This window comes from Rhizobium sp. P1_C7 (assembly GCF_056406295.1).
Genome location: NZ_JBFUAL010000004.1, coordinates 123947 through 149436 on the forward strand (window position 1 = coordinate 123947; position 25490 = coordinate 149436).

The 25490-nt window shown below is 61.1% G+C and carries 24 protein-coding genes and 2 pseudogenes; 15 read left to right on the forward strand and 11 right to left on the reverse strand.

Going from position 1 to position 25490, the window contains the following annotated elements; all coding sequences use genetic code 11:
- The first annotated feature begins 5 nt into the window (after nucleotides 1-5).
- Nucleotides 6-725: an RlmE family RNA methyltransferase gene (locus AC1D2R_RS07430; protein ID WP_477966301.1), complete on the forward strand. Its 720-nt coding sequence runs from the start codon at nucleotides 6-8 to the stop codon at nucleotides 723-725.
- A 59-nt stretch (nucleotides 726-784) separates the two neighbouring features.
- Entirely contained in the window at nucleotides 785-1168 is a 384-nt protein-coding gene (locus AC1D2R_RS07435) for a VOC family protein (RefSeq protein ID WP_477966303.1), read from the forward strand.
- Between the two features lies 1 nt (nucleotide 1169).
- On the opposite strand, the gene AC1D2R_RS07440 is transcribed toward AC1D2R_RS07435, so the two are convergent.
- On the reverse strand, nucleotides 1170-2594 hold the full coding sequence (locus tag AC1D2R_RS07440; RefSeq protein WP_477966305.1) for an MFS transporter: 1425 nt from the start codon (nucleotides 2592-2594) through the stop codon (nucleotides 1170-1172).
- A gap of 257 nt (nucleotides 2595-2851) precedes the next feature.
- On the opposite strand from AC1D2R_RS07440, the gene AC1D2R_RS07445 reads away from it, so the two are divergent.
- The 5 genes from AC1D2R_RS07445 (at nucleotide 2852) to AC1D2R_RS07465 (ending at nucleotide 7967) form a co-directional block, all read left to right on the forward strand.
- Nucleotides 2852-3844, forward strand: coding sequence for an MBL fold metallo-hydrolase (locus AC1D2R_RS07445; protein ID WP_477966307.1), 993 nt, complete (start codon nucleotides 2852-2854; stop codon nucleotides 3842-3844).
- A gap of 454 nt (nucleotides 3845-4298) precedes the next feature.
- Complete coding sequence (gene guaB / locus AC1D2R_RS07450) at nucleotides 4299-5783, forward strand: IMP dehydrogenase (protein ID WP_477966309.1); 1485 nt, start codon at nucleotides 4299-4301, stop codon at nucleotides 5781-5783.
- Entirely contained in the window at nucleotides 5783-6349 is a 567-nt protein-coding gene (locus AC1D2R_RS07455; RefSeq protein ID WP_477966311.1) for a hypothetical protein, read from the forward strand. Before guaB ends, AC1D2R_RS07455 begins: the two co-directional genes overlap by 1 nt.
- A gap of 217 nt (nucleotides 6350-6566) precedes the next feature.
- A complete protein-coding gene (locus AC1D2R_RS07460) occupies nucleotides 6567-6989 on the forward strand; it encodes an MAPEG family protein (RefSeq protein ID WP_477966755.1) in 423 nt (140 codons plus the stop codon).
- 102 nt (nucleotides 6990-7091) lie between these two features.
- A complete protein-coding gene (locus tag AC1D2R_RS07465) occupies nucleotides 7092-7967 on the forward strand; it encodes a dienelactone hydrolase family protein (RefSeq protein ID WP_477966313.1) in 876 nt (291 codons plus the stop codon).
- Here AC1D2R_RS07465 and AC1D2R_RS07470 read toward each other — a convergent pair.
- A pseudogene (locus tag AC1D2R_RS07470) lies at nucleotides 7968-8635 on the reverse strand (hydrogen peroxide-inducible genes activator); the annotation flags it as partial.
- A gap of 25 nt (nucleotides 8636-8660) precedes the next feature.
- On the opposite strand from AC1D2R_RS07470, the pseudogene AC1D2R_RS07475 reads away from it, so the two are divergent.
- Together AC1D2R_RS07475 and AC1D2R_RS07480 are read left to right on the forward strand one after the other, a co-directional pair.
- Nucleotides 8661-8933: pseudogene (locus AC1D2R_RS07475) on the forward strand (catalase-related domain-containing protein); the annotation flags it as partial.
- A gap of 167 nt (nucleotides 8934-9100) precedes the next feature.
- A complete protein-coding gene (locus tag AC1D2R_RS07480) occupies nucleotides 9101-9730 on the forward strand; it encodes a TetR/AcrR family transcriptional regulator (RefSeq protein WP_477966315.1) in 630 nt (209 codons plus the stop codon).
- 3 nt (nucleotides 9731-9733) lie between these two features.
- Here AC1D2R_RS07480 and AC1D2R_RS07485 read toward each other — a convergent pair whose 3' ends face one another.
- The gene (locus tag AC1D2R_RS07485) at nucleotides 9734-10690 is read right to left on the reverse strand and encodes a LysR substrate-binding domain-containing protein (RefSeq protein WP_037059633.1); all 957 of its coding nucleotides are present in this window, start codon (nucleotides 10688-10690) and stop codon (nucleotides 9734-9736) included.
- Between the two features lie 202 nt (nucleotides 10691-10892).
- Here AC1D2R_RS07485 and AC1D2R_RS07490 point away from each other — a divergent pair, with 202 nt between their 5' ends.
- Nucleotides 10893-11192 (forward strand): YjiS-like domain-containing protein, encoded by a 300-nt coding sequence (locus tag AC1D2R_RS07490; protein WP_477966317.1) that lies wholly within the window; start codon nucleotides 10893-10895, stop codon nucleotides 11190-11192.
- Nucleotides 11193-11278: 86 nt separating this feature from the next.
- Here the strand turns inward: AC1D2R_RS07490 and AC1D2R_RS07495 are convergent, their stop codons facing one another.
- From AC1D2R_RS07495 to AC1D2R_RS07515, 5 genes are all read right to left on the reverse strand, one after another.
- Nucleotides 11279-12142, reverse strand: coding sequence for a DUF937 domain-containing protein (locus AC1D2R_RS07495; RefSeq protein ID WP_477966319.1), 864 nt, complete (start codon nucleotides 12140-12142; stop codon nucleotides 11279-11281).
- Between the two features lie 85 nt (nucleotides 12143-12227).
- Complete coding sequence (locus AC1D2R_RS07500; protein WP_477966321.1) at nucleotides 12228-13601, reverse strand: glutamate--cysteine ligase; 1374 nt, start codon at nucleotides 13599-13601, stop codon at nucleotides 12228-12230.
- Nucleotides 13602-13747: 146 nt separating this feature from the next.
- Nucleotides 13748-14485, reverse strand: a complete 738-nt coding sequence (locus AC1D2R_RS07505) for a 16S rRNA (uracil(1498)-N(3))-methyltransferase (RefSeq protein ID WP_477966323.1) — start codon at nucleotides 14483-14485, stop codon at nucleotides 13748-13750.
- 13 nt (nucleotides 14486-14498) lie between these two features.
- The gene (locus AC1D2R_RS07510; RefSeq protein WP_477966325.1) at nucleotides 14499-15998 is read right to left on the reverse strand and encodes an inorganic phosphate transporter; all 1500 of its coding nucleotides are present in this window, start codon (nucleotides 15996-15998) and stop codon (nucleotides 14499-14501) included.
- 65 nt (nucleotides 15999-16063) lie between these two features.
- Nucleotides 16064-16573 carry an NUDIX hydrolase gene (locus AC1D2R_RS07515; RefSeq protein ID WP_477966757.1) on the reverse strand — a complete coding sequence of 170 codons (510 nt, stop codon included), beginning with the start codon at nucleotides 16571-16573 and terminating at the stop codon, nucleotides 16064-16066.
- 433 nt (nucleotides 16574-17006) lie between these two features.
- Here AC1D2R_RS07515 and AC1D2R_RS07520 point away from each other — a divergent pair, with 433 nt between their 5' ends.
- Nucleotides 17007-18182: an adenosylhomocysteinase gene (locus AC1D2R_RS07520; protein ID WP_477966759.1), complete on the forward strand. Its 1176-nt coding sequence runs from the start codon at nucleotides 17007-17009 to the stop codon at nucleotides 18180-18182.
- A gap of 134 nt (nucleotides 18183-18316) precedes the next feature.
- On the opposite strand, the gene AC1D2R_RS07525 is transcribed toward AC1D2R_RS07520, so the two are convergent.
- Nucleotides 18317-19213 carry a LysR family transcriptional regulator gene (locus AC1D2R_RS07525; protein WP_477966327.1) on the reverse strand — a complete coding sequence of 299 codons (897 nt, stop codon included), beginning with the start codon at nucleotides 19211-19213 and terminating at the stop codon, nucleotides 18317-18319.
- A 135-nt stretch (nucleotides 19214-19348) separates the two neighbouring features.
- Between AC1D2R_RS07525 and AC1D2R_RS07530 the strand changes: the two genes are divergently transcribed.
- Genes AC1D2R_RS07530 through AC1D2R_RS07545 form a run of 4 tightly spaced genes read left to right on the forward strand, consistent with a single transcriptional unit; the run spans nucleotide 19349 to nucleotide 23784 of the window.
- Nucleotides 19349-20788 carry an FAD-linked oxidase C-terminal domain-containing protein gene (locus tag AC1D2R_RS07530; protein ID WP_477966329.1) on the forward strand — a complete coding sequence of 480 codons (1440 nt, stop codon included), beginning with the start codon at nucleotides 19349-19351 and terminating at the stop codon, nucleotides 20786-20788.
- Nucleotides 20785-21990 carry an FAD-binding protein gene (locus AC1D2R_RS07535; protein ID WP_477966331.1) on the forward strand — a complete coding sequence of 402 codons (1206 nt, stop codon included), beginning with the start codon at nucleotides 20785-20787 and terminating at the stop codon, nucleotides 21988-21990. The genes AC1D2R_RS07530 and AC1D2R_RS07535 overlap by 4 nt, the downstream gene beginning before the upstream one ends.
- 3 nt (nucleotides 21991-21993) lie before the next feature.
- The gene (gene glcF, locus AC1D2R_RS07540) at nucleotides 21994-23307 is read left to right on the forward strand and encodes a glycolate oxidase subunit GlcF (protein WP_477966333.1); all 1314 of its coding nucleotides are present in this window, start codon (nucleotides 21994-21996) and stop codon (nucleotides 23305-23307) included.
- 36 nt (nucleotides 23308-23343) lie between these two features.
- Nucleotides 23344-23784 (forward strand): hypothetical protein, encoded by a 441-nt coding sequence (locus AC1D2R_RS07545; RefSeq protein WP_477966335.1) that lies wholly within the window; start codon nucleotides 23344-23346, stop codon nucleotides 23782-23784.
- Nucleotides 23785-23831: 47 nt separating this feature from the next.
- On the opposite strand, the gene AC1D2R_RS07550 is transcribed toward AC1D2R_RS07545, so the two are convergent.
- On the reverse strand, nucleotides 23832-24512 hold the full coding sequence (locus tag AC1D2R_RS07550) for a L,D-transpeptidase (protein ID WP_477966337.1): 681 nt from the start codon (nucleotides 24510-24512) through the stop codon (nucleotides 23832-23834).
- Nucleotides 24513-24648: 136 nt separating this feature from the next.
- Nucleotides 24649-25389, reverse strand: a complete 741-nt coding sequence (locus AC1D2R_RS07555; RefSeq protein ID WP_477966339.1) for a L,D-transpeptidase — start codon at nucleotides 25387-25389, stop codon at nucleotides 24649-24651.
- Nucleotides 25390-25490 lie beyond the last annotated feature (101 nt).

Genomic DNA, 25490 nt, shown 5'->3' on the forward strand with positions numbered 1-25490 from the left:
CAAGCATGACCAAGCCAACGATTGCGGGCAACCGCACCGGCCGCAAGCTCGGCCAGCGCGTCAAGAACAAAAAGATGAAGGCGTCGTCGCGACAGTGGCTGCAGCGCCATATCAACGATCCCTACGTGCAGCGCGCCCAGCTGGAAGGCTACCGCGCCCGCGCGGCATTCAAGCTCCTGGAGATCGACGAAAAGCATGGCATCCTGAAGGGCGCTCGCCGCATCATCGATCTTGGCGCGGCACCGGGCAGCTGGTCGCAGATCGCCGCCAAGGTCACGGGTTCCACCGACGACGATATCCGCGTTGCGGCGATCGACTTTCTCGAGATGGCCCAGATCCCGGGCGTGAAGATCCTGCAGCTCGACTTCCTTGATCCATCGGCGCCGGCCCAGCTCTTGGAAGCGGTCGGCGGCACCCCGGATCTGGTCGTCTCCGACATGGCGGCCCCCACCACCGGCCACCACCGGACCGATCACCTGCGCACCATGCATCTCTGTGAAGTCGCCGCCCATTTCGCAGTAGAAGTCCTCGGCGAAGGCGGTCATTTCCTGGCCAAGACCTTCCAGGGCGGCGCCGAGCGCGACCTTTTGACCATGTTGAAGCAACATTTCAAGCAGGTGGTGCACGTCAAGCCGGCATCATCGCGCGCGGAATCCGTCGAGATGTTCCTGTTGGCGAAAGGCTTCAAGGGCCGCAAAGCGCAGGCCGATGTAACGGAAGCTTGATCTTTGGGGCGTTCTGGGTGGATTATGAAGCTCCCAGGACTGGAACGACCCGGCTGATAATGCTGCTCTACGTGACTCTCGGAACAAACGATATCGATCGGGCCCGGCGTTTCTACGATGTCGTGCTGCCGTTGCTCGGCTATAGGCGACAGCGCTATTCGGAGGAGGAAATCGGTTATGCTGCCGATGGCGACACCCGTTGTCGGCTCTGGATCGTCACGCCGTTCAACCGCCGGAGGGCCACGAACGGCAACGGCTCCATGGTCGCGCTTGCGGCTAAAACGAGAGCCGACGTCGATGCCTTCTATGCTGCGGCCATAGCCGCTGGCGGCACCGACGAGGGCGAGCCGGGGCTTCGGCCGTTTCATGCGAGCTTCTATGCGGCCTACGTGCGCGACCCGGACGGCAACAAGCTCAGCGCAGTCTGCGAAACGCCGGAATAGTCTATTTCACGGCCTGCTGCTCCGCCTCGAGCGCTGCTGCGGTGATCGGGCTGGCGCGATGGCCCGAAACGAGCGCGCCGGCGCTTTTGTCCATCCTGATGAACGGGATGGTAGCCACCACGGTCAGCAGCGCAATGACGTAAAAGGCGACGTGGAAGTCCGCCACCTGCAGCGCTTCGCCGCGCAGAAAGATCGAGGTTTCCAGGATCGCCGCGGCGAGCGCAACCCCGAGCGCCAGGCTGATCTGCTGCATCACCGAACTCATGGAGGTTGCCTGACTTGCCTGCGCGTCATCGATATCGGCATAGGCGAGTGCATTCACGCCTGTGAAGAAGAACGAACGCGAAAAGCCGCCGATCAGAAGAATGCCGATGATGACGAGATGCGGCGTTTCCGGCGTGAAGAAGCCGGTCGTGGCCGTCACCACGGTTGTCACGGCGGCGGCCGAAAGCAGCGTCGTGCGGAAGCCGACAGCCGCAAAAACCCGTCGCGCCATAAATTTCGTGGTGATCGCGCCGATCGCGCCGGCAAAGGTGATGAGGCCGGACTGGAACGGCGTCAGGCCGAATCCGAGCTGCAACATTAGCGGTGTCAGGAACGGCATGGCGCCGATGCAGATCCGAAAGAGCGTTCCGCCGGTCGTCGACGCACGGAAGGTCGGATTGCGGAAGAGCTTGAGGTTGAGTATCGGCGCGGGATGTCGTTTGGCGTGGCGTACATAGAGCACGCCGCAGACGATGCCGATTGCCGTTGCACCAATGCCGACCATCGGCGGCAGCGCCGGCAGGCTGACGACCGACAGGCCGAAGACCACGCCGGCGGCGGCAAACGAGGTCAGTACGAAGCCGGTGACGTCGAGCTTCGGCGGCGCCGTTGCCTCCACCTCCGGCAGGAAGATCGTCGCAAGCCAGACGCCGACGATGCCGACCGGAACGTTGATCAGAAAAATCCAGTGCCAGGTGAAATAGGTTGTGATGAAGCCGCCGAGCGGCGGTCCTGCCAGCGGCCCGACAAGGGCGGGGATCGTCAGCAGCGCCATGGCGGAAACAAGATCGCTTCGCTTCGTTGTTCTCAACAGAACGAGGCGGCCGACGGGCGTCATCATCGCGCCGCCCATGCCTTGCAGGAAGCGGGCGCAGACGAATTCGATGAGGCCGGAGGACGCCGCGCAGAAGATCGAGCCGATGACGAAGACGCAGATCGCCAGCCGGAAGATGCGCTTGGCGCCGAACCGGTCTGCCATCCAGCCGCTGACCGGAATGAAGACCGCGAGCGAAACCATGTAGGAGGTCAGCGCCAGCTTCAGTGTGATCGGCCCGACATGCAGGTCGTTGGCAATCGCAGGCAAGGCGGTCGCAATGACGGTGGAATCCATCTGCTCCATGAAGAGAGCGACGGCGAGGATCAGCGGGACGATTCGGTTCATACGCGAATGCCTTGAAGGTCTGGAGAAGGCGGCTCGGAAAGCCAGAGCTCTGTAGTCCTCCTATCAGCCTCTGCCAACCCCTCTATCGGCCGCGGAAACACGTTTGTATCACGTCCGCGTGAGACTGCTTGCCCAGCAATTTCAACGATCAAGATTGACGTATGTTCGTCTCGGTCGATTGCAACGACAGGCTTCGGTTCGTCGCGACGGGGGGCTCTGTGCGACGAGGACGTCGTGCGCTATTGGAAGGATGGGATATGGCAGTGTCGACGGGGATAAGACGGCGCGCGTTCGTTGCTGCAGGCGTTGGCCTGCTGGCGGCGCCGGTGATTTTGAGAGAGACGGCCGCGATGGCCGCAAGCGGAGACAAGACCAAGATGGATGCGACGACGCAGCCCCAGTTCAATCAATTCAGCCTCGGCTCCTACAGGTTCACCGTCTTCAAGGACGGAGCGAGCGTTCTCGAGAAGCCCTATGAAACTTTCGGCACCAATCAGAAGCCGGAAACCGTTCAGGAACTGCTTGGGAAGAACTTCCTGCCGACCGACAAGTTCGTCAATTCCTATGCGCCTGCACTGATCGACACCGGATCGGATGTCATTCTCATCGATACAGGCTTCGGCGAAGGCGGCCGCGCCCGTGGCGTCGGACTACTGCACGATGGTCTGAAGGCGGCCGGATACGCGCCCGACGATATCACTCTGGTGGCCCTGACCCATCTGCACGGCGATCACATCGGCGGCCTTATGGAGGGTGGCGCACCTGCGTTCAAGAACGCCCGCTACGTTGCCGGACAGGCCGAATACGATTTCTGGACGAGCAAGGCTCGCGAAGGCACGCCGGCGGAAGGCGGCCACAAGGCGGTGCTGGCCAATGTCGTGCCATTTGCCGAAAAGACGACATTCATTGGAGACGGCGACAAGGTCGCAAGCGGCATCACAGCGATGCTGGCGCCGGGCCATTCGCCGGGCCACATAGTGTTCCACGTCGAATCGGACGGCAAGCGTCTCGTTGCCACCGGCGATACCGCCAACCACTACATCCTGTCGCTGCAAAAGCCCGAATGGGAGGTCCGTTTCGACATGGACAAGGCCCAGGCCGCCGCGTCGCGCAAAAAGGTGTTCGACATGATCGCGACGGACAGGATCGCCTTCCTCGGCTATCACATGCCGTTTCCGGCCGTCGGCTTTGTCGACACATATGAAACCGGATACCGCTTCGTCCCGATGACCTATCAGTTCGACCTGTGATCTTGCTGCATGGCAGCCATACCAAGCCCGGCGGACACGCCAGGCTCATACCGCTGATATCGATCTCATTTGGCCCTTTTCGAGCGCCGTCTTTCCTCCACCTCATTCCTGCGCTTGCCGCAGGAAACCAGCCACGGCGAGCCTGTGCCGTGGCAAGAATCTTTTGTATTCAATAACCTGGATGTACTTGTCCCCTGTGAGAGGCACAGGGATGAGGACGTGATTATGAGCCCATTGAACGTGGGCCATCGCTCGTGGAACGTTTTGTTGCGCGCAGAATCGGTGCTGCCGACGATCCGCGTCCGGCAGTCGTACACGGCGTCTTTTGCTATTCCCTTCCTGTCAGAGACGTGTTACCAGCCCTCGCCAACTTCCAAAGCAACCCTTGCACACCGCCGGTGCGGACGATTCGTTCCGGGTGGCGTTGCATTTTTCGTAATTGAGGAAATTGGCCATGGCTCGCATCATTGAAACGCCAACCGGGTTAGACGCTCTCACCTTCGACGATGTGCTGCTGCAGCCAGGTCACTCGGAGGTTCTGCCAGGCCAGACCAGCGTCGCAACGCGCATCGCGACCGATTTCGAGCTGAACATCCCGATCATCTCCTCCGCCATGGATACCGTTACTGAAAGCCGTCTTGCCATCGCCATGGCGCAGGCAGGTGGGCTAGGCGTCATCCATAAGAACCTGACCCCGATCGAACAGGCCGAACAGGTCCGGCAGGTCAAGAAGTTCGAAAGCGGCATGGTCGTCAACCCGGTCACGATTGGCCCCGATGCGACGCTGGCCGATGCGCTTGGCCTGATGAAGACCTACAGCATCTCCGGCATTCCGGTCGTTGAGAAGTCCGGTCGTCTCGTCGGCATCCTGACAAATCGCGACGTCCGCTTCGCGTCCGATCCGTCACAGAAGATCTACGAACTGATGACGCGCGAAGGGCTGATCACGGTCAAGGAAAACGTCGATCAGCAGGAAGCCAAGCGCCTGCTGCACTCGCACCGCATCGAGAAGCTGCTGGTTGTCGACGGCGAAGGCCGCTGCGTCGGTCTGATTACCGTCAAGGATATCGAAAAGTCGCAGCTGAACCCGAATGCCTCCAAGGACATGCAGGGCAGGCTGCGCGCCGCAGCTGCTATCGGCGTCGGTGACGATGGTTTCGAGCGCGCCGAGCGCTTGATCGAGGCAGGGGTCGATCTGCTGGTCGTCGATACAGCACATGGCCATTCGGCGCGCGTTCTCGAAGCTGTCACCCGCGTCAAGATGTTCTCCAACTCGGTGCGCATCATGGCCGGAAACGTGGCGACATCGGAGGGCACCAGGGCGCTGATTGATGCCGGCGCGGATGCGGTCAAGGTCGGCATCGGCCCGGGCTCGATCTGCACGACGCGCATCGTCGCCGGCGTCGGTGTTCCCCAGCTTGCCGCCATCATGTCTGCCGTCGAAGCCGCGCAGGCGCAGGACATTCCCGTCATCGCGGACGGCGGCATCAAGTTCTCCGGCGACGTTGCCAAGGCGATCGCGTCTGGCGCTTCCGCCGTCATGATCGGCTCGCTGCTTGCCGGCACTGATGAAAGCCCGGGCGAAGTCTATCTGTACCAGGGCCGCTCCTTCAAGGCCTACCGCGGCATGGGCTCCGTTGGCGCCATGGCCCGTGGTTCTGCCGACCGCTACTTCCAGGCGGAAGTGCGCGACACACTGAAACTCGTGCCGGAAGGCATCGAAGGTCAGGTTCCCTACAAGGGTCCGGTCTCGGGTGTGCTGCACCAGCTCGCGGGCGGCCTCAAGGCGGCGATGGGCTATGTCGGCGGCAAGGACCTCAAGGAGTTCCAGGAACGCGCGACCTTCGTGCGCATCTCGGGCGCCGGCCTTCGCGAAAGCCACCCGCACGACGTGACGATCACGCGCGAAAGCCCGAACTATCCGGGCTCCGGCGCCTGATGACAAGCGCGGGCAGCCGTATCCCATTCTGGATCATCGCGCTGCTCGCAGCCCTCTGCCTGGCCGTGTTCTCATGGTCGGCCTTCGGTTTTGTCCTACCCTTCCGGGATATGACCAGAATCTGGATACTCGAAACGCGGCTGGCCGGATACGATGCGACCGACATCGATGCGATGCGCGGCGTATTGATCAGAACGCCCGAGGCACGAGATCTTCTGCTCGGCATGCATGCCGGGCCGGAGCTTGTTTTTCCCGCTTTGCTGACTGCGCTGATCGTCGCGGTCCTCGTCAAGCTGGAGCCGGGCGGGGTCTATTTCGGCCGCCCGATGCATCCTCTGCTGGTCGGAGCGTTTTATGCGCTGCCGTTCGTCTACGCTATCGCCGACTATGCCGAGAACATACTGACGACAAATGTCTTCAGTGACGGCGTTGCCTGGAGCTTCGCGGCAGGTCTGCTGCCATGGGCGAGCAGCCTGAAATTCGCGACCTTCGCCATATCCCTGATCGTCATCATCCGCTTTGCCATATTCCGCCTGATGCCTCCGGGCGATCTGGGCGCGCGATAATCCGTCAGCGCTGCCACCGCCAAGCCGGGTTCGAGAGCCGCGCGATGAATCGAGCTTCGGGTGTTGAATTGTTTGCCGACGGCGGCATCGTGCAGGCCTAATCGCGGTATGGCCGCCGCGCCATCTGTGGCGGGTGTTTGACTGGAGAGGCCGAATCTTTTCCTCTACAGCTCTGAAATCAAAGCGGAAGCGGCAAGGAGAAGACCATATGAGCGGAATGACCGGCTACGAAATGTTCTGGCCAATCATCGCCCACGTGGCGCTGGTCTATGTCCTCTACATGCTGCTCGGCTACCGCCGCCGGAAAATGGTCCAGGCCGGAAAGGTCCGGCTTTCGAGCTATCGCGAAAATCGCGACGAACCGCCGGAAAGCCTTTTCGTCAAGAACTGCATCGCGAACCAGTTCGAACTGCCGGTGCTTTTCTACGCCTGCTGCATCCTTCTCTACATCACGGAAGCCGATAACCTCGTCGCGGTAATCCTTGCGTGGATCTTCGTGGCGCTTCGCTATGCCCAGGCCTTCGTGCACGTCACGAGCAACCGTATCCGCTACCGCAGCCCGCTGTTTGCCACCGGCTACATCGTTCTTGGCGCCATGTGGCTCTGGCTTGGCGTATGGATGGCCTTCCCGACCGGCTGACGTCGTCGCCTGTGAGCGGTAACGCAGTTTTGTTCCTGCGTTACTTCAGGCTGGCCTATCTTCTCTCAGGCAAATTGCATGGGCAGGGAAGAGGAGGTTGAAATGAACAAGCCGGAAATCACGCAGGCGATGATAAACGCCTACGACGAGTACACACATCTGACGCTCGATCGGCGCAATTTCATGGACAAGCTGGCCAAGCTTGCCGGTTCCGCCAGTGCCGCCGCCGCTATCGCGCCAATGCTGGCCGCGAGCAATGCAAGCGCCGAGATGGTATCAGCCGGCGATGAACGGTTGACGGCGAAGGACGTCACCTATCCGGGCAAAGGCGGCGAGATGAAAGGCTATCTCGTCGAGCCGAAGAACCCTTCCGGTCAACTCGGCGCCGTTATCGTCATCCACGAAAACCGCGGCCTCAATCCACACATCCGCGATGTAGCCCGCCGCTTGGCACTGGAGGGCTTCATTGCGCTTGCACCGGACTTTTTGTCACCTGCCGGCGGCACGCCGGAGAATGAGGATCAGGCACGCGAGATGTTCGGCAAGCTCGATCCTGCCGTAACCGTGGCCAACGCAGAGGCGAGCCTTGCCTATCTTTCGAAGCTGGAGGGTGCAAACGGCAAGGTCGGAGCCATTGGTTTTTGCTGGGGAGGCGGGCTAGTCAACAACTTCGCGACGAAATCTCCCGAGCTGAAGGCCGGCGTCGCCTACTATGGAGCTCAGCCGCAGGCGGCCGATGTGCCGAACATCAAGGCGGCGCTGCTGCTGCACTATGCCGGTCTGGACGATCGCATCAATGCTGGCATCGAGGCTTACAAGAAGGCGCTCGAGGCCAACGGCAAGGACGTCCAGATCTTTGTCTACGACGGCGCCAATCATGCCTTCAACAACGACACCTCGGCGGCACGCTACGACAAGAAGGCGGCGGATCTCGCCTGGGGTCGCACGGTCGAGTTCCTCAAGAAGAACCTCTCCTGATCAGGCCGCCAAGGCGTACGGAGCGGGGGCGACCGCTATGATCGTCTCCGCCAGTGCCTCCATCTCCGTGGCGCGATGATTGCTTCGCCGCCAGGCAAGGCGTATTTCGCGCGAGGGCTGGGGCTCGGCAAAAGGCACGATGCGGATGGAGTTGCGGCTGGTCTCGGTGGCGATCGCCATTTTCGGGATCAGCGTCATGCCCATGTCGTGCGATACCATCTGCAACAGGGGTCGCCATGGATGTCGCGCCGAAATTGACGAGGCTTCGCTTGCCGCTGCTGCAGACCGCGAGTGCCTGATCGCGCAGGCAGTGCTTCCTCCAGAAGAAGCAGTCGGTCGACGTTCACCTCATGCTCGGTCAGCGGCGACATCAGAACGTTGTCGCCGTTTTCCGCGACGGCCATGAAAATACGGTCCGCAAACAGCGGTCGTGTCTGAATGCCGTCGACATCGAGCGGCAGGGCCGCGATGACAGCGTCGAGCTTGCCCGCTGATAGATCCGCCATCAGGCGGTCGGTCACGGCTTCCCTCAATTCGACTTCGACGCCTGGATTTGTTTCGAAGGTGCGGGATGAACTGCGGCACTAGATAGGGCGCGACGGTCGGAATGATGCCGATGCGGATCAGCCCCCAAGAGTCCCGCCGCCTTTTCTCGCCGTCTGCTCCAAGGTGAAGGATCGACCGCACGTGAGCGATGTCGCCCGCCACAATCACCGCGACGGCAACGACGACTACGGCCGCCAGGTGCGGGCGCTGTTCAAACTGTTCGATGCCGAGCAGAAGGCTCGGCTGTTCTCCAACGTTGTGGCAGCCATGGGCGGCGTACCGGGCGCGATCGTCGAGCGCCAGCTCGCACACTTCAAGCTGGTCCACCTGGACTACGAGTCGGGCGTGCGCGCAGCGCTCGAAAAGCAGCACGGCTACAAGGTCGATACGCTCAGCGCACAGCCCGCCGCAGCCGAGTAGGCTCACCATTGGAAAACCACCAAATCGGGGTGTATCTCCCCGATTATTTTGTGCTTTTCGCAATCGTTAAAATTCGACCGTTGTCGTTTACGCACCATGAAGACCTGCATGTCATATCGGCCAAAAGCACCGATTTGAACTGCACAATAAGGTGGATGGGGAACGACATGAACGTCGCATTGGATCGCATTGGACTCCGCAGGAAGCCCAAACAGGAACGCAGTATCCAGAGATTGGATCTCATCCTATCTGCTGCGGCGCGGCTGATCGCCGAAAAGGGCGTGAGCGCCATGCGCATGACCGAACTGGCCGTCGCTGCCAAGGTTCCCATCGGCTCGGTCTATCAGTATTTCCCCGAAAAGGCTGCCATCGTCAGAGCCCTCTTTGATCGCCATACCTCCGCCATTCAGGCGAGAATAGCGGAAGCCTTCGCGTCTGTTCAGTCCGTCGAGCACGCGCTCGACGTGCTCGCCTCAACGATCGACTGGCACTATGACGATTGCCGAAGCGACGCCACCTATCTCGGCATCTGGATGGGGACAGAAACCGACCATGATCTGCTGCGGTTGAATATCGAACACAGCACCCGAATTGCCGACATTTTCCACGACGCGGTGCGGCGCGTTGCGCCGGAACTCACCGCTGTCGACATGCAGGCCCGCACCTACCTCTTCAGTCACCTGATTGGTGCGTCGATCCGGCTTGCGGTCGCCAGCGAGGCTTCGCTGGCGAAACGTATTCTAGACGAGTGGAAGTGTGTCATCCGCTCGTCCTTCTTCTCGGCAGCAGCTGCCTGAAGCCTACCAACTGGTGACCGTGTTGGCGACCTTCAGCCGAGGTTGTACACGGCCATAGGCATTTTTCAGGTCGGCTTCGAGATTGTCGTCGACAACCGCCGGCGTGATGTTGTCCAAGCAAGCTGTGATGTGCGCCGTGATCGCATTCATCAGCGATATCGAAACGCCGGGCCGCTTCATGATGCCAATCTGAACCGGGGGCAGGGCGGGGAAGCCGTCCGCCTGACTGAGCACCTTCATGCCAGTGCGCAGTGCCGATTCCGGCATGACGGACACGGCCATGCCCGCAAGAACCGCAGCCGCGACAACCGTGCAGGACCAACTGGTGAACAGGATCTGATGCTCGCGGCCCACCGCATCGAGCGCCGAGCAGGCCAGCTGACGCCACTGGCAGTCGCGGCGGCCCACCGCAAGCGGTACCGGAGCATCGTCACGGATCGGATGGTTGGCCGAGCCGACCCAGCAGAGCGGTTCGGTCCGTACGACGTCGGACATGCGCTCGCGCGGGTTGTGCGTCACCAGCGCGATATCGAGCTCGCCGCGATGCATGCGCTCGGCAAGGTCCACCGAAGGTTCGCAGACGATGTAGAGTTCCACATTCGGATGCGTCTTGGCGAAACGGCCGATGATCTCCGGCATGTAGCGGTCGGCATAGTCATCCGGTGTGCCGATACGCAGCATGCCCTCAAGACGATTGTCGTCGAAGGCGGCGATCGCCTCGTTGTTGAGGCGGATGATGCGCCGCGCGTAGTTGAGCAGCTTTTCGCCTTCGACGGTCAGCCGGTTGCCGCGCCCGTCCTTGATGAACAGCTGCTTGCCGACGCGCTCTTCCAGCCTCCGCATCTGCATGGAGACGGCCGACTGCGTCTTGTAGACCCGGTCGGCGGCCTTAGTGAAGCTGCCGGAGTCGACAATTGCGATGAAGGTCTGCAACTGGTCAATATCAAGAGGCGCGGCCATGATCCCACCTATAACGATCTCTGATGATAATCATTAGAAACATTCGTTGGACTGATCAATAGGCGTTTGGCATCTTCAGGGTGCAAATCAAGCTAAGTGATGGACAGACACCCTGACTGTCCGAACCGATTTCAGCCTGACTCCTTCCCGCTCGACCTCGTGGGAGGGGCGGGTTGTTGCGCGCCAATGAAAGGATAGTCCCATGCGCACGACAGACCGGATATTGGAACTCGACTGCAGCCAGGCGACGATGACGTTTTCCCGACGTCTCGCAAATGGCTTTGCAACGCTGGCATCCGTACTGCGCGTGTTCCGCAATCGTATGGAGATCAACCGGCTGCAAGAGCTCGACGACAATCAATTGAAGGACATCGGCCTTAGCAGGGCCGATCTGACCTCGGCGTTCCTGGCGTCGACCTTCTTTGAAGACCCTTCCGATCACCTGACGCGTACCGCGCGCAATCGCGGGCGCAATTCGACCCTCCGGTCCCACCAGGAGTAGGGCCGGCCCAGTTTTCCCCGCAGGGTGATAGCCAATAGCCCTGCCTCTTGCCCGGTGACCGGCCTCCCAGCCGTCTCCGGGTTTTTTTATTCTTTCGAAGGAGAGGCGGCGGGCGCCTTCGGCATATACGTCTCGAAGATCGCTTCCATGTTCTTCTGGTAGCTTTTCTGCACTTCGAGGCCGCTGTCGAACATCGTGTTCAGCATGTCCACGTAGCCTTCCGTGGCGGCTTTAGCCTCCTCCTTTGGAGGCTCGACAGACTTCGGCGCGACGGGCTTTCCGAGATTGCCCATCATGTCCTGGAACGCCTTGGCGAAGGGATTGTCGAGGAAGGGGTTCGCCGCCGCCTTCGCTGGCTCGGGCTTTGGTGCGCTGAACATCAGCTGCATGGCCTGGGTAAAAGGATTGTCGAAGATGCTGGGCTCGGGAGCGGTGTTCTGCTTGGGGACGAAGCCGGTGCTCTCCAGCCATTTCTGGATGGTTTCCCCCATGGCGGTATTCAGGAACGGGTTCACCGGCGCGCTCATCTGCCCCATCGACTGTTTGAAGAGGCCGCCCATAAGCGTCCCTGCCATGACGGGCAGCATCTGTTTGTAGATTTCCTGGCCGATGCCGGTCATCTGGGCTGCCTGCGCGGCCACAGCGCGGGAAACCTCCTTGGAGCCGAAAAGCTGCGCAAGGATGTTGTTGCCGTCGGAAATGCCTTGCGGCGTGAAGGCCCTGCTCATGTCCTCGAAGTATGTCGCGTAGTTGCCTGAGGAAACGGCCTGCATCAATCCCATGAAGTCGTAGGGGTTGCTGGTGCTGCGCTTCAATCCCGCAGAGAAGGCCGGCATCAGGGCGGCCATGGCCTTGGTCGCCTGCTCCTGCGCAAGATTGAACTGCTTGGAGACGGCGTCCATCGCCGCGCCGTTCTGCGCCTGCATCATCATGTCGAAGAGTGGCAGCATGGAAATCCTTTCCCCGGTTCGCGACGCTTATTCCTGTCAGTATAGCCGGAAAAAGGGATGGGCAAACCGCTTTTTGCAGAAGGGGTTAGTATTGGTATTCCTCAAACACCGGCTCCACCGAACCGCCCCAACGACCGTGATAAAGCGCCAGCAGATCCTCGGCGAGCGTCGCCTTCTTCGCCATGACTTCATCGAGTGGAGAAAGAAAGATCGTTTCGTCCTGACCTTCCCTGTTGAGCTTGCCGCGCGCCTTGAGGCCCGCCTTTGAAACGGCAATGACCTCGCGTGCCGTCTCATAGAGCGCATGGCCGCGGAACTTCGCCTTCAGCCCTTCGGCGGGAACGGCATTGCGCAGCGCATCCACTTCGTCGAACGTCCAGTCCTTGGTTAGCATATCGGCTGCGTCGAGCGCCGCGTCGTCGTAGAGAAGTCCGACCCAGAATGCCGGCAGTCCACAGATGCGCCGCCACGGACCGCCATCCGCACCTCGCATTTCCAGGAAGCGCTTCAGGCGCACATCGGGAAACAGTGTCGACAGGTGGTTCGTCCAGTCTCCCATCGTAGGCTCCCAGGCGGCAACCGCGCCCTTCAGCGCGCCGTTCATGAACTGGCGGAAGCTGACGTGAGTACAGTCGTGATAGCGGTTGTCACGGACGATGAAGTACATCGGCACGTCAAGCGCCCATTCGACATAGTCATGGAAGCCGAAGTCGTCACGGAAGGTGAAATCGAGCAGGCCCGAACGACGGTTGTCGGTATCGCGCCAGATATCGCCGCGCCAAGACAGCAGGCCGTTGAGCTTGTCTTCGGTAAAGGGCGAGGAGGCAAAGAGCGCGGTCGCCAGCGACTGCAGCTTCATCGAGACGCGCATCTTCTTGCGCATGTCCGCTTCCGACGAGAAGTCCAGATTCACCTGGATCGTACAGGTGCGGTACATCATATCGAGGCCCTTGGTGCCGACCTTCGGCATGTAGCGGCTCATGATCTCATAGCGAGACTTCGGCATGACGGGGGTCTCGGCGAGTGTCCACTTCGGGCTGCCTCCGATGCCGAGGAAACGGATGCCCATTGGCTCGGCGATTTCCCGAAGCGTTGCAAGGTGCGTATTCGATTCCTTGCAGGTCTCGTGGATCGTTTCCAGCGGCGCGCCGGAGAGCTCGAACTGACCGCCCGGCTCGATCGAGATCGCGCCCATGCCATTTGGTGCTCCGAGCCCGATGATGTTGTCGCCGTCAAGGATCGGATCCCAGCCGCTTTTTTGCTGCAATCCCTTCAACAGACCCGAAATGCTGCTTTCGCCGAAGTAGGGAACCGGGCTGTTGTCGGCACGGAAGAAGGCAAACTTCTCGTGCTCCGTACCGATACGGAAGTTCTCCTTCGGCTTGTTGCCCGCCGCAAGATAATCGGTCAGCTCCTGAACCGAAGAGAGCGGCGTCTGGTCGGTAGTGTCGCGGGCCATTCAAGTAACCTGTATTTGGGAAAGCGCCCGGGGGAACGGACAATTGGAAGGGTGATTAGGACCGCTGGCAGGTATGTTGCAAGTGAAAATGTTTCAACGGCTCATCAAAAAAATAGCAGCACATTCGCGACTAACCTCCTCGAAGATCAATTCCAGTCGCCGATCGCTGCCTGGATAACCGCCATGGCGGCGACGGCGGCCGTATCGGCGCGCAGGATCCTCGGGCCGAGCGGAATGGCGGTGACGAAGTCGAGGCTGCGCAGGCGCAAGCGCTCCTCCTCGGAAAACCCGCCTTCCGGCCCCACGAGGAGCGCAAGCCTGCGCTCCGTGATTTTGGAGAGCAGCGGCAGCGGGTTTTGCCCGGCATCGCCTTCGTCGCAATAGATAATCCGCCGCTCAGGCGACCATCCGTCGAGCAGATCGAACAGCCTGACCGGCTCTGCTACCTCGGGTACCCCGAGGATGCCGCATTGCTCAGCCGCTTCGGTGACGTTGGCCTTGAGCTTGTCGAGGTTGGTGATCTTGCCCTGGACATGCTGCGTCATCACTGGCTGCAGTATGCCGGCACCCATCTCCACGGCCTTCTGCACGAGATAGTCGAGCCGCCCCACCTTCAGCGGCGCAAACAGGTAGCGCAGGTCGGAGGCAGGAGGCTGCGGCCGCGTCTGCTCCTCGGCAACAAGCAGGATGCGTTTACGGGTGGGAAAGGCAAGGCGGGCCTTCCATTCGCCGTCCCGGCCGTTGAAAACCAGGATTTCTGCGCCGTCAGGCATGCGCAGCACGTTTGCGAGGTAGTTGAAATGGTCCGCGGTAGCCTCCACGGCTCCCCCGGCGGCGAGGGGCGCGTCGATGAAGAGGCGTTGCATCCGGAAATTGGCCCGCATCAGAAAGTCCTGCCTAAACGAAGAGCGCGAACATAGCCCAATAGATCATCGCTGCAAGCGCGGCGGATGCCGGTACGGTGATGACCCATGCGGCGATGATCGTCATGAAATGCGAGCGACGAACGAGGTAGCGGCGGCGAACCTCATGGGTATTCGGATCGTCCGGTTCCTCGACCATCCAGACCTCCGCTTTCCTGCGCATGTATTCGATCCGACGCTTCGAGCGGCGTGTATACCACTCGCGGAAGAAGCCGACGCCAAAAACGGCACCGACGGCAATATGCGTCGTGCTGACAGGCAGCCCGAGCCATGAGGCAACGATCACCGTGAATGCTGTGGAAAGTGCCACGCAATAAGCACGCATCGGATTGAGCTTGGTGATCTGTTCGCCGACCAGCCGGATCAGGCGCGGGCCGAACAGCAACAGGCCGACAGAGATGCCGAGTGCCCCGATCAGCATTACCCAAAGCGCAGGAGGGGAGTCGTCGCCGAGCGGCTGCCCGATCGAAACGCGCACGATGGCCGAGAGCGGCCCGACAGCGTTCGAGACATCGTTTGCGCCATGCGCGAAGGACAGCAGCGCCGCCGAGCCGATCAGCGGGAGCTGGAAAAGGACGCGAAGCGAGCTGTTGCGGTTCTCGAGCCCTTGCGCCTGCCGATGCACAAACGGTCGTCCGACAATCCAGGCGATGAGCCCCGCAGCCACGCCTAGCAGGAGGGTGGTTGCCGAGGAGAATGCCCCGGCAGTCTCCAGCTGAAGGATCATGTAAGCGGTGAAAGCGCCGACCATGATGGCGATCAGAACCGGCACCCAGCGCTTTGCAGCGGCGATCTTGTCCTCACGGTAGATGATGAAGGTCTTGACCAAGTAGAGCAGGCCCGCGGCAAAGATTCCCCCGATCAACGGCGACGTCACCCAGCTGGACGTGATCTCGATCATCACACGCCAATTCACCGGACCCGGTCCGACGGCACCGATGCCGGCGCCGATCACGGCGCCTACGATGGAGTGGGTCGTCGAGACCGGTGAGTTCATCCACGTGGCGAGGTTGATCCACAAGGCCGCTGCCATCAGCGCCGCCATCATGATCCACGCCAGCATGCCGGCCGGCACCTGAACGGCATCGACAATGCTGGACGAGATTGTCTTCACCACCTCGCCGCCGGCGATCGTTGCGCCGAGAATTTCGAATATCGCCGCAATGACCAGCGCCTGGCCCATGGTCATGGCGCGTGCGCCGACCGCCGCGCCGACATTGTTCGTCACATCGTTCGCGCCGATGTTCATGGCCATGTAGCCGGCGAGCGCTGCGGCGGCGATCACAAGAACGGCGCCCGGCCGATCGAAGACATAGACGCCCGCAAACAGCATCGCGAGACCGAGGAACACCAGCCCGATGCCGGGCGCAATCAGCCTCCGTGAAACATACTTCGCCGCGTCCTCAACGTGCGTCAGCCTGTCGAGATCCTTGTCGAGCGTTCGTTTTGTGAGGATGGTTGGGCGGTCTGGCATGCTGTTCCCTGTGGCTGAATCCCTGCTTTAGCGCCGTCCCCTCCGACAGCGCAAGACGGCAGGATTCATTCCGCCGGAATTTGCTTTGGCAACCGTCCGGGAATTTGTTCCGTCATGCGATGCCTGAACAACAGGAAGAGATCGCGAAGCTCGGGCTCATGTACACGCTTTGCGGCTTCCTCGCAGGAAACCCATTCGAAGCGACGTTCGCCCTTCTCCTTGAAATTCTTGGCGATGGTTGCGGTTTCAAGCGCGTAGACCTGAACCTTGCAGGTCACTTTCAACCCGTTCTTGAGGACCTTGGGATAGTGATAGCAGCCGATCGTCTGGCTCTCCACCGTGCCGCGCACGCCCGCCTCCTCGTAGGCTTCGCGGGCAGCCACCTCGTAAGAGGTGCAACCCTCCATCGGCCAGCCCTTGGGAATGACCCAGCGACCGGTGTCGCGGCTTGTCAGCAAAAGCACCTCGACAGCGGTCTTCGCCTTTGCCCGGTAGCAGAGCGCAGCATACTGCTGGCGCGGTGGGCGCCGGAACATCAGTTGTACGTCGGAGGCCAGGCGGGCAAGAAGAGTCAACGGTCGGGTCACCTTTATAGTCTGGTTGGTCGATTATATTGCCAATATCTTATGCAAAACTTGCGCGATCCGCACGTCGCCATCGTTCGCAACAGCATTCATACTTACCAATAGAGCGTTTCGTTTTTGTTTCGGCTTAAGGAAACCGTCATGAAATGCTCTGATTCCGTCACCCTACACGCCAAACAATATGCGCTTCCATTGCATTGCAATCAATGACGCCAGCATGTCGTGCACTGTTAAGTCAGCACTATGGTGATTGTGCGTCCGGAATGCGTGAAAAAGATTGCCGGCTAACGTTGCTGAGGCTGCTTTGGTGTCCGTGGCATCTCGTTTTGGCCGCTTATGCCCGGCGGGGCCAGGCAGATTTTCTGCGCCTTTCGTAGAAATATGTCCATGTTCCCTTGGAGGTATTCGGCCTACCATTGCGGCAATTCTAAAGGACCAACCCATGACAAGAAGCGCAACGCGCATCGAATGGATCGGCAGCAGTTGCCTCTTGTTGCAGGCAACCGCCGCCGAGTTCAGGGAGACGAGACCATTCGAGGGTCTGACCATCGGTACCGGCATCCACCTCGAGCCTAAGACCGTGGTGCTTCTAATGACGCTGCGCGCTGGCGGCGCGCGCCTCGTCTGCACCGGCAATCTCAACAGCACGCAGCCTTCGACCGTGGAGTTCCTGCGTTCCGAAGGGATGACAGTCTTCGCGACGCAGACGACCGACCCCGTCGCCCACCGCCAGAGCCTTGAAGCCGTTATCGCTGAAAAGCCCGATCTGCTCCTGGACAATGGCGGGGATCTCTTCGCCATTGCGGCGGAGCGTCCCTATGCCAATCTTCTCGGCGGCACGGAGGAGACGACGTCGGGCCGCACGCGTCTCCTGCCGATGCGCGAAGGGCTGAGCATGCCGATCCTCGTTATCAACGACAGCCCTATCAAGCAGTTCGCCGAAAACAGGCACGCGGTCGGCCAGAGCCTGTTCGAAAGCTATATGCGCTTCACCAACCGCTCAACGAACGGCAAGCGCGTGACGGTTTTCGGATATGGCGCCTGCGGCAAGGGGACCGCCGCCTGCTTCCGCAACGCTTTCTCGCAGGTCAGCGTGGTCGACATCGATCCGGTGACAGCACTTGAGGCTCATCTCGATGGCTTCCTGACGCCGCTGCGGGTCGATGCGATCGGCTCGGCCGATGTCCTCGTTACCGTCACCGGCCATCCGGATATCGTGACCGCCAAGGATCTGCCATTGATCAAGAACGGCGCGATCTTGATGAACGGCGGCCATTTTCCCACTGAGATCGATGTAGCGGCTTTCAGGCAGCATGCCGACGTTACCTGGATCGACCGCTACGAGGCTGACGGTATAGAGACGCTGCATATGAACGACGGCCGCGCCATCCACATTCTTGGCGGCGGTCACATGGCCAACCTTGCCGGCCCGCGACCGCTCGGCAACTCGGTGGAGTCGATGGACCTGGGGTTCACCCTCCAAGTTCGTTGCCTGGAAAGGGTCGCAAGGCGCCAAGTCGGTCCCGAATCCTGCATCGTTCCGGTGCCCGCCGATATCGATGCGATGGTCGCGAGCGCTTACCTTGCTCTCATTCGGTAGGCGGGCCAAGTGTCTCTTCTTCTCCACTGCGAGAAGTGCTGACCTCTTGCTCCCCTTCGCCCCGACGGAGATAAGGTGGCTCGAAGAGTCTGATGAGAGGGCTGCGGGCGCGGACGTTCTTTAAGAAACAACTCTCACCGCTCCCAGTAGGGAACCGGACCGTAGAGCTCGGCGAGATAGTCGATGAACAGCCGTACCTTTGCCGGCAGGAACTGCCGGCTCGGATAGACCGCGGAAAGCGTTACGCTGCGCGAACCCTCGTACGCAGGAAGCACCTGCAGGAGCTGGCCGGTCTTCAGCTCCGCGCCGATATCCCAGGTGGAACGCAGCGCGATGCCGAGCCCGGCGATCACAGCCTCGCGGATGACCTCGCTCGAATTTGTGATCAGCATGCCCTCAGGGCGGACCGACAGGGCGCCGTCCGGACCTTCCAGGCGCCAGATGTCGTTGTTGTGTGCTGGCAGGCAACGATGATGCTTCAGGTCGTCGATGGTGTTCGGTGCTGCACGGGTTGCAAGATAAACCGGCGAGGCGCACAGCACGCGCCGCACCGGTGCTAGGCGGCGCGCGACCAGGCTGGAATCGGTCAGTTCGGCGATCCTGATCGCAAGATCGAACCCGCCTCCGACGATGTCGCTGAATTCGTCGCTCAGAACCAGATTGATGGCGAGGTCCGGATGCGCATCCATGAAGGCCTTCAGATGCGGGGCGATATGCATACGGCCGAACGATGTCGGCGCCGAGACTTTCAGCGTCCCATGCATTTGCGAAGAGCGGCCGGAAATATAGAATTCTGCTTCCTCCAGCCCGGCGAGAATACCGAGCACGCGGTCGTAGAAGCCTTGGCCAGCCTCGGTTAACGATATCTGCCGTGTCGTGCGCTGCAAGAGCCGGGTCCCAAGTCTGTCTTCGAGCCGTTTGATGCGCTTGGAAACGACGGCTGGCGAGAAGCCGAGTGCGCGGCCGGCCAGCGACATGCTGCCGGTTGCGGCGACCTTTGCAAAGATTTCGAGATCACCCAGATTGGTCATGCGAACCTGATATATTCTTGTTTTATCATAAGTGCTTAGCATTTGCGCCACATGAGGGAAAGTGCTAAGCCCATGCCATCGGCGGCAAGGAGGATCGCCTCCGGTTTTCGTCACCGCCGGCGAAGGGAGAGAGCCATGTCCGGTACCATTTCGTTTCTCGCCCCACGTGCCGATGTGATCGCCCACCGCCGGCAGATCGTGGCGGATCTCGTCGATCTGCTGCCGCCGGAATGTCTGGTGCACGAAGCGCGCGAACTGGTGCCTTTCGAGACGGACGCGTTCGTTTCCTATCGTCGCGTGCCACTGGCCGTGGCTCTGCCGCGCAGCACGGCCGAGGTCGCCGCGGTGATGAAATACTGCCACCGCTACGGGATCCCTGTCGTTCCGCGCGGTGCCGGAACCTCGCTGTCGGGCGGTGCGATCCCGCAAGAGGATGCCGTCGTGGTCTGCGTTTCGAAAATGAACCGCATTCTCGACATCGATCTTGCCAACCGTGCTGCAGTGGTTGAGGCGGGTGTTACGAATCTAAATATCTCGGAAGCCGTATCGGCGGACGGTTTCTTCTACGCACCCGATCCGAGCTCGCAGCTCGCTTGCACGATCGGTGGCAACATCGGCATGAATTCCGGTGGCGCGCACTGTCTGAAATACGGGGTCACCACCAACAATCTGCTCGGTGTGAAGATGGTGCTGACCGACGGCACGGTGATCGACCTCGGCGGCAAGGGGCTCGATGCGGCGGGCTACGATCTTCTCGGCCTCGTCTGCGGCCACGAGGGTCAGCTGGGCATCGTCACCGAAGCGACCGTTCGACTGATCGCCAAGCCGGAAGGCGCGCGCCCGGTCCTCTTCGGCTTCGAAACGTCGGAGGAGGCGGGTTCCTGCGTTGCCGATGTCATTGCATCAGGGATCATCCCCGTCGCCATCGAATTCATGGACAAGCCGGCCATCGAAATCTGCGAAGCCTTCGCCAAGGCCGGCTATCCGCTTGACGTCGGCGCGTTGCTGATCATCGAAGTCGAAGGTTCTGAGACGGAGATGGACGACATACTGAAAAGCATCGTCGAGATCGCCCGCAGGCATAGTGTGAAGACCGTGCGCGAATGTCAGTCGGCAACCGAGGCGGCGTTGATCTGGAAGGGCCGAAAATCCGCCTTTGGCGCCACCGGACGCGTCGCCGATTACATCTGCATGGACGGAACCGTGCCGCTCAGCCAACTGTCCTATGTCTTGAAGAAGACCGCTGAAATAGTGGCGCACTATGGCCTGCGTGTCGCCAACGTGTTTCATGCCGGCGACGGCAACATGCATCCTTTGATCCTCTTCAATGCGAACGACCCGGAGGACGCTGCGCGGGCGGAAGCTGCGGGAATGGACGTTTTGAGGCTCTGCGTCGATGCGGGCGGCTGTCTGACCGGCGAGCACGGCGTCGGGATCGAGAAGCGCGACCTGATGCGCCACCAATATTCCGAGGCAGACCTCTCGCAGCAGATGGCCGTACGGGCTGCCTTCGATCCGGAGTGGATTCTCAACCCATCCAAGGTTTTCCCGCTCGACGGACGCTCCGCCGCATGATCGATATGTTCCCGACCACGGAAGAGGACGCAGCTGATATCGTTCGCTCTCATGCGCAGGCGAGGAAGACACTTGCGATCTGCGGCGGCAACACGCGCTCCGGCTTCGGCAATGCCGTCAGCGCCGTCAACCGCCTTCGGTCGACCAACCTCACGGGCATCGTCGCCTACAATCCCGGAGAAATGGTCCTGACGGCGCGCGCCGGCACTCCGCTTTCCGAGATTGAGGCGGCTCTGGCGGAAAACGGCCAGATGATTGCGTTCGAACCGGTGGACCACCGGCCGGTCATGGGCACGGCGGGCGAACCGACGATTGGCGGCGTCTTCGCCGCCAATGTTTCCGGATCGCGCCGCGTCGTCGCGGGTGCTGCGCGCGACAGCCTGCTCGGTGTGCGCTTTGTCAACGGCAAGGGTGAGGTGATCAAATCCGGCGGCCGCGTCATGAAGAACGTCACTGGCCTCGATCTCGTCAAGCTGATGGCAGGCTCATACGGTACGCTAGGCTTCTTAACCGAGGTCACCTTCAGGGTGCCGCCGAGGCCGAAGGCGGAAGCGACGATCATAGTCGAAGGGCTCAACGACGCAGAGGCGGCAAACGCCATGGCGACGGCGATGGCGCTGCCGGTGGAGGTGTCAGGCGCGGCCCATCTGCCGATGACGGTCACATGGAAGTTTCTCGAGGGAACGTTGCCGCCCAGCGAGGCTACCGTCCTCAGGGTCGAGGGCCTGCCCGGTCCGGTGGAAGCGCGGGCGGCGAAGCTTGTTGCCGCAATGGCCGCGTTTGGCCGTGTTTCACACTTGGATCGCAATGACAGCGCCCAACTCTGGCGGGAGGTGCGCGATGTCATGCCTTATGCCGACGGCACGCCCCGCCCGGTCTGGCGCGTCTCGGTTGCCCCGAGCGTCGGCCATCAGCTTGTCGCGGCACTCCGCCTCGAGACAGGCGTGGACGCTTTCTACGACTGGCAGGGTGGTCTCGTCTGGATGCGGATGGAGGCGGATGCCGAAGGCGATCTGCTGCGTCGGTTCCTCACGGCTCTTGGCGGCGGGCATGCGACACTGCTCCGCGCGCCGGAGCAGGTCCGGGCGGCAACCAGGGCCTTCCAGCCGCAGCCGGCGGCAGTGGAGTTGCTGTCTGCGCGGGTGAAAGCAAGGCTCGACCCCGCCGGCATCTTCAATCCAGGCAAGATGACAGGGACCTAGGCGATGCAAACCAACTTTACCCTGGCCCAGCTTGCCGATCCCGGTGTGGCGGAGTCCGAGCAGATTTTGCGCAGATGCGTGCATTGCGGCTTTTGCACTGCAACCTGTCCCACTTATGTGACGCTCGGCAACGAGCTCGATAGCCCGCGCGGGCGGATCTATCTCATCAAGGACATGCTGGAAAACGGTCGCGCGGCGGACGCCAAAGTCGTCACGCACATCGACCGCTGCCTGTCCTGTCTTGCCTGCACGACTACCTGTCCCTCTGGCGTCGACTATATGCATCTCGTCGATCATGCCCGTGTCCATATCGAGAAGACCTACAAGCGTCCGCTCACGAATCGCCTGACGCGCGGCATTCTCGCCGCAGTTCTGCCCTATCCGGGCCGTTTCCGGTTGGCGCTCAGGCTGGCGCACCTCGGCAGGCCGTTTGCGGGTTTCCTGCGACGCAGTCCAGCGCTCAAGCCGTTCGCTGCGATGCTGGCGTTGGTGCCGCGCAGCGTACCGGCCTCCTCGCCCTATTCTGCGCCGGGAATCCATCAGGCGGGCGCCGAAAAGCGCGGGCGCGTCGCAATTCTCACCGGTTGCGCGCAGCCGGTGCTCGATCCTGGAATCAACGAGGCAACGATCAGGCTGCTCACCCGTCTCGGCGTGGAGGTTGTCCTCCCCGAAGGCGAGGTTTGCTGCGGCGCGCTTGTCCATCATATGGGACGGGAAAAGCAGGCACTGGCCAGCGCGCGCGCCAATGTCGACGCTTGGACGCGCGAGATCGAAACAGGCGGCCTCGACGCGATCATCATCACGGCGTCGGGTTGCGGCACGACCATCAAGGACTATGGCCATATGCTTCGCTTGGATCCCGTCTACGCAGAAAAGGCAGCTCGCGTATCGTCGATGGCCAAGGACATCACCGAGTACCTCGCCACACTCGATCTGCCGGTGCACACACCGAAAGGGCTCACGGTTGCCTATCACTCGGCCTGCTCGATGCAGCACGGCCAGAAGATCACGACGACGCCGAAGTTGCTCCTCAAGACCGCAGGGTTTACCGTCCGCGATCCGGCCGAAGGCCATCTTTGCTGTGGTTCCGCGGGCACATACAACATCATGCAGCCCGATATCTCCGAGGCGCTCAAGGCCCGCAAGGTCAAGAACATCGAGGCAACGAAGCCCGATGTCATCGCGACCGGCAATATCGGCTGCATCACGCAGATCGCATCCGGAACGCCAATTCCGATCGTGCACACGGTCCAGCTGCTCAACTGGGCCTACGGTGGCAACATACCGGAAAAATTAAGAGATCTGCCGCTAGGTTAGCGCCGCCGGATGTCCGGCGGACTCAGGAGCTCAGCAATGCGTCGCACAATCCTCGCGCTAACGGCTTTATGCGGAGCGGCCGAGCTCGCTCATGCCGACAGCCGGTTCTTCTGTTCTGCAGACGACAAGGATGTGCGCTTTACGATCGAAAGCGGCTTCGAGGCGGATGCGGGGCATAAGCTCAATCATTTCCGCGGCGCAATCCAGGTGAAGAGCGCCGACGTCGCGCCGGCTTTCAGGAAGATCGTGTTCAGTTCATCCAATCTGACGCACCATTGGTCGCATGGCGGTGAACTGCGGCTCGAGCTCTACCACAATGGCGGTGACGAAGCGGATGGCCAGGCCCTGAACCTCGTGATCGTCGCAGAGCAGCCTGGAAAGTCAGCAGCCGCATTCTCGGGGACCTACGAATTGGTGGTGGAAGGGGGTGCAAAGCCCATTGCCGCCGGCGGCAAGGTCAGCTGCGGCTCAAAGTAGGCGGCCGACACGTATCAGCCGCCACTGTTTTATCGGTTGTCGGGGCCTCAGCCGCCGAATATCGTACGCAGAATGTCGATGCCGCGGTCGTCGAAGCTGACCTCGCCCTGCTTGTTGCCGGGGCCGATGACGATGACCTTCGTACCGACAGGCGCACGATCGTAGAGGTGCGTCACATCCTGGTTCATCATGCGGATGCAGCCTGAAGACATGTTGAGCCCGATCGTCCAAGGCTGGTTGGTGCCATGGATGCGGAAGATCGTATCCTTGCCGCCCTGGTATAGATACATGGCGCGTGCGCCGAGCGGATTGTCTTCGCCGCCTTCCTGAAACGCGGGAATGATATGGCCCTTTGTGGCTTCGCGGACGCGCATTTCGGACGGCGGTGTCCAGCTCGGCCATTCGGCCTTGCGGCCGATCTTCACGACGCCGGACCAGCCGAATCCTTCGCGGCCGACACCGATGCCGTAGCGGGTCGCGCGGTTCTTGTCTTCGACGAGGTAGAGGTACTTATGGTCCGTGTCGATGATGATCGTGCCCGGCGCTTCGGTTGTTACCAGTCGGACGCTCTGGCGCTTGAATTGCGGCTTCACGGTTTTTGGCATCTGGGCCACGCGAACTACCGGAGAGCCCTGCTGGGCTTGTGTGTTCGGCTGGGCCATAGCGGCAGTAGAAAGCAAGGCGAGCATTAGCCCGGCGGCTGTAAGAGCCGTCGCGAATTTCGTCATGTCTGATTCCCTCAAAGCAAAATCCGAGCGAAGCTAAACGAACTTCGATCCGATTCAAGCTCGTGGGCGCCGATTGAAGCTGTTTCGGCGACAGGAGGCATCTATTCTTGCTCCCGCGGCAGTATTGCCGCACTGACTACATGACGATGACGCGGGTTCCGACTTTGACGCGCTCGTAAAGGTCAACGACGTCTTCGTTGCGCAGCCTGATGCAACCGGACGAGACGGCACTGCCGATCGTCCATGGCGCGTTGGTGCCGTGGATGCGGTAGAGCGTCGAGCCGAGATACATGGCGCGGGCGCCAAGCGGGTTTTCAGGGCCGCCGTCCATCCGCGCCGGAAGATAGTGCCCCTTTGCAGCTTCGCGGCTGACCATTTCCGAAGGTGGCGTCCAGTCGGGCCATTCCGTCTTGCGGGTGATCTTGTGCGCACCTGCCCATTCGAAGCCGGGCTTACCGACGCCGACGCCATAGCGCCGCGCCCTGCCGCCGTCCATCACGAGGTAGAGGAAGCGGTTGTTCGTATCGATGACGATCGTCCCCGGACGTTCCTTGGTCTCGTAACCGACAATCTGCGGTAGGAACTGCGGCTCGATCCGCTGACGGATCACCGGAACGCCGGGATTGATCGCCGAGACACGTTGAGTGAGCGCGGGAGGAGCGCGACGAATGGCGCGCAGTCCGAAAAGGCCGCGCTGCTGAACGGGTCGTTGGTAGACGACGGGGCGCACCTTGCCGCCTCCGAGCTGCATGATCCAGGGGGCAGCGAGGTCTGGGCTTAGCACGACAGGCGGACGTGTCGCATAACGGTCGTCGCCAAGAGCGGCCGTGGAGAAGGCGCCGAGCAGGGCTGCGGCGAGCATTACGGATTTTATCATCGGACGGACTCTCTACAAATGGCCGAAAATGCGCTGGCGGCACACACCGCCTGCATTCATGCTGCCACCGCGCCCGCCAGCGAATGGTAAATTCGAATTCA

What these genes read in the sequence shown, in the direction of transcription:
- AC1D2R_RS07430 (WP_477966301.1), top strand. Translation starts at nt 6, where the DNA reads ATGACCAAGCCAACGATTGCGGGCAACCGCACCGGCCGCAAGCTCGGC.
- AC1D2R_RS07435 (WP_477966303.1), top strand. Translation starts at nt 785, where the DNA reads ATGCTGCTCTACGTGACTCTCGGAACAAACGATATCGATCGGGCCCGG.
- AC1D2R_RS07440 (WP_477966305.1), bottom strand. Translation starts at nt 2,594, where the DNA reads ATGAACCGAATCGTCCCGCTGATCCTCGCCGTCGCTCTCTTCATGGAG.
- AC1D2R_RS07445 (WP_477966307.1), top strand. Translation starts at nt 2,852, where the DNA reads ATGGCAGTGTCGACGGGGATAAGACGGCGCGCGTTCGTTGCTGCAGGC.
- guaB (WP_477966309.1), top strand. Translation starts at nt 4,299, where the DNA reads ATGGCTCGCATCATTGAAACGCCAACCGGGTTAGACGCTCTCACCTTC.
- AC1D2R_RS07455 (WP_477966311.1), top strand. Translation starts at nt 5,783, where the DNA reads ATGACAAGCGCGGGCAGCCGTATCCCATTCTGGATCATCGCGCTGCTC.
- AC1D2R_RS07460 (WP_477966755.1), top strand. Translation starts at nt 6,567, where the DNA reads ATGACCGGCTACGAAATGTTCTGGCCAATCATCGCCCACGTGGCGCTG.
- AC1D2R_RS07465 (WP_477966313.1), top strand. Translation starts at nt 7,092, where the DNA reads ATGAACAAGCCGGAAATCACGCAGGCGATGATAAACGCCTACGACGAG.
- AC1D2R_RS07480 (WP_477966315.1), top strand. Translation starts at nt 9,101, where the DNA reads ATGAACGTCGCATTGGATCGCATTGGACTCCGCAGGAAGCCCAAACAG.
- AC1D2R_RS07485 (WP_037059633.1), bottom strand. Translation starts at nt 10,690, where the DNA reads ATGGCCGCGCCTCTTGATATTGACCAGTTGCAGACCTTCATCGCAATT.
- AC1D2R_RS07490 (WP_477966317.1), top strand. Translation starts at nt 10,893, where the DNA reads ATGCGCACGACAGACCGGATATTGGAACTCGACTGCAGCCAGGCGACG.
- AC1D2R_RS07495 (WP_477966319.1), bottom strand. Translation starts at nt 12,142, where the DNA reads ATGCTGCCACTCTTCGACATGATGATGCAGGCGCAGAACGGCGCGGCG.
- AC1D2R_RS07500 (WP_477966321.1), bottom strand. Translation starts at nt 13,601, where the DNA reads ATGGCCCGCGACACTACCGACCAGACGCCGCTCTCTTCGGTTCAGGAG.
- AC1D2R_RS07505 (WP_477966323.1), bottom strand. Translation starts at nt 14,485, where the DNA reads ATGCGGGCCAATTTCCGGATGCAACGCCTCTTCATCGACGCGCCCCTC.
- AC1D2R_RS07510 (WP_477966325.1), bottom strand. Translation starts at nt 15,998, where the DNA reads ATGCCAGACCGCCCAACCATCCTCACAAAACGAACGCTCGACAAGGAT.
- AC1D2R_RS07525 (WP_477966327.1), bottom strand. Translation starts at nt 19,213, where the DNA reads ATGACCAATCTGGGTGATCTCGAAATCTTTGCAAAGGTCGCCGCAACC.
- AC1D2R_RS07530 (WP_477966329.1), top strand. Translation starts at nt 19,349, where the DNA reads ATGTCCGGTACCATTTCGTTTCTCGCCCCACGTGCCGATGTGATCGCC.
- AC1D2R_RS07535 (WP_477966331.1), top strand. Translation starts at nt 20,785, where the DNA reads ATGATCGATATGTTCCCGACCACGGAAGAGGACGCAGCTGATATCGTT.
- glcF (WP_477966333.1), top strand. Translation starts at nt 21,994, where the DNA reads ATGCAAACCAACTTTACCCTGGCCCAGCTTGCCGATCCCGGTGTGGCG.
- AC1D2R_RS07545 (WP_477966335.1), top strand. Translation starts at nt 23,344, where the DNA reads ATGCGTCGCACAATCCTCGCGCTAACGGCTTTATGCGGAGCGGCCGAG.
- AC1D2R_RS07550 (WP_477966337.1), bottom strand. Translation starts at nt 24,512, where the DNA reads ATGACGAAATTCGCGACGGCTCTTACAGCCGCCGGGCTAATGCTCGCC.
- AC1D2R_RS07555 (WP_477966339.1), bottom strand. Translation starts at nt 25,389, where the DNA reads ATGATAAAATCCGTAATGCTCGCCGCAGCCCTGCTCGGCGCCTTCTCC.